Annotated in this window: 3 protein-coding genes; all 3 read right to left on the bottom strand. The window is 57.6% G+C overall.

The features are described 5' to 3' along the window. Positions 1 to 872: thymidine phosphorylase (locus L0H14_RS12445; protein WP_301421993.1), on the bottom strand; the 872-nt coding region annotated here is incomplete at its 3' end. A 9-nt stretch (positions 873 to 881) separates the two neighbouring features. Further along, positions 882 to 1262 (bottom strand): cytidine deaminase, encoded by a 381-nt coding sequence (locus tag L0H14_RS12440; protein ID WP_301417939.1) that lies wholly within the window; start codon positions 1260 to 1262, stop codon positions 882 to 884. Continuing rightward, a partial coding sequence (locus L0H14_RS12435; RefSeq protein WP_301421992.1) for an amidohydrolase occupies positions 1262 to 2203 on the bottom strand: 942 nt, incomplete at its 5' end. The genes L0H14_RS12435 and L0H14_RS12440, both read right to left, overlap by 1 nt.

Raw genomic sequence — 2203 nt, 5'->3', positions numbered from 1 at the left:
GCCGGATCTGCATCAATACCTGCACCCTGCAGCATATGGCGAGCTAACGTGAGGGTCAGTTCAACGACATCGTTGGGACCGCCGCCGGCCAGGACCTCGAGCGTTTCTTGGACTTCAATTCCGTTGCCGACCGTGTAGCCTAGCGGACTATCCATGCGGGTCAGCACGGCTGTGGTGTTGACACCGAACTCTTTGCCCAGCCAGACCATGGTTGCGGCCAGTTGCCGAGCATCATCTTCGTTCTGCATGAACGCGCCGGAGCCCGTTTTGACGTCCAGGACCAAGGTGTCCGTGCCTTCAGCGAGTTTCTTGGACATAATTGATGATGCAATCAGCGGAAGACTGTCAACGGTCGCGGTGACATCTCGTAGTGCATAAATTTTCTTATCGGCCGGAGCCAATTCACCGGTCGGTGCACAGATCACACCGCCGATTTCAGTTAGTTGGGATCGAATGTGCGCTTCGGTGAGATCAACCTCGAACCCCTTGATTGCTTCAAGTTTATCCAATGTGCCACCGGTGTGGCCTAGACCGCGACCGGAGAGCTGGGGTACGGCAACCCCGTATGAGGCTACGAGCGGCGTCAGCGGTAGCGTGATTTTATCGCCGACTCCCCCGGTGGAATGCTTATCTGCAGTGGGTTTGCCGAGGTCCGAAAAATTCAGCCTTGTACCCGAGTTGAGCATAGCGGTGGTCAGGGCCAACAATTCGTCGTCGTTAAGACCTCGGAAGTAAATGGCCATGGCCAGGGCAGAGAATTGCTCGTCCGAGACTTCGCCGGAAGTATACGCGTCCACCATCCAGGTGATCTGCCCGGCAGATAACGCAACCGCATTGCGTTTTGCGGTGATAATTTCTACGGCGTTGTACATGGCTTAGTCCTACAGGTTCTCGGGTCCAAATGCTACGGGGAGCAATTCACCCAGTGTGATCGGACCGTGTTGGGTGGCGATGGATAACGACATCGGCGCGTGTTCGGAGAGTAGTTGGCGGCAGCGACCACACGGGGTGATGTATTCTCGTGCTGCGTTCAGGCACACCAGGTGGGACAGCTCAGCTCCGGCGTTGAGACGCCAAGATGAAATGAGTGAGCATTCGGCGCACAGTGTGAGCCCATAGGAAGCGTTTTCAACATTCACGCCAGTGTGGATGACACCCGCGGCGTCCAGGGCAGCCGCTGCTACAGGGTAATTCGAATACGGTGCATAGGCTCGCTGCAGTACTGCGCTGGCGGCAGTATGCAGCTGGGTATGTTCTTCCATCAGGCTGCTCCGGTGAGAGTTCGCAGTGCAGCCTGGGTGAAGATCTGAGCGCCCACACCGATAGCACGTTCATCCGGGTTGTAGTCACCCTGGTGCAGATCATAGGTGGGGCCGCCTGGTGTCCGAGTGCCAAGGCGCAGCATCGAACCGGGGATTTTCTGGGTCATCCAGGCAAAATCTTCGCCACCCATGGATTGTTCGGCTAGTTCAATGGTCCGTGAGCCAAATTCGAAGCGTGTGGCATCTTCGATCAGATCGGTTTCTGCTTCATTATTGACCACGGGAGGCACGCCCCGCACGTGTTGCAACTCGACTTTCACGCCGTAGGGGGCCGCCACTTGGCCAATAATCTCATCGAGCAGCTGTCCGGCTGATTCCCAAGAGTCAGCGTCCAGAGTTCTAAACGTGCCCGACAATTGTCCGGCGGAGGGAATGGCGTTCGGTGCGTGGCCTGCTTGAATATGGCCCCAGGTTAATTGGGCCCCGGAGCGCACATCGATACGGCGCGAGAGGATAGCCGGTACCTGGGTGGCAATTTGTGACAGTGCGAAGACGACGTCTTGGGTTTGTTGTGGCCGTGACGTATGGCCTCCCTTACCGGTTAACGTGACACGCAGGGTATCGGTGGCCGAGGTGATGGCCCCGATGCGAGTAGCGATGAGCCCGACGTCGAATCCCGGATCGGTGTGCAGCGCAATAATGCGTGGCACATCGTCTAAGATGCCCTGGCGAATGACTTCCAGCGAGCCGCCGGGCAAGGTCTCTTCGGCAGGTTGGAATATTATGCGCACTCGTCCGGTCAATTCGAGATCGCCCAGGGAGACTTCACTCTGACCTGCCAGTAAGCGATGCAGGGTGACGGCGGTCCCCATGGCCACGGTGGTGTGAAGATCATGGCCGCAGGCGTGTGCGATCCCGTCATGGATCGAGGCATACGGCAA

Source organism: Yaniella sp., assembly GCF_030453185.1.
In the GTDB taxonomy this organism is placed as follows: Bacteria; Actinomycetota; Actinomycetes; order Actinomycetales; family Micrococcaceae; genus Yaniella.
Note: the sequence above shows the minus strand (reverse complement) of the source record. Positions and strands in the feature narration are given on the sequence as shown.

Coding starts and splice junctions, on each gene's coding strand:
- L0H14_RS12440 (WP_301417939.1), bottom strand. CDS start 1,262: ATGGAAGAACATACCCAGCTGCATACTGCCGCCAGCGCAGTACTGCAG.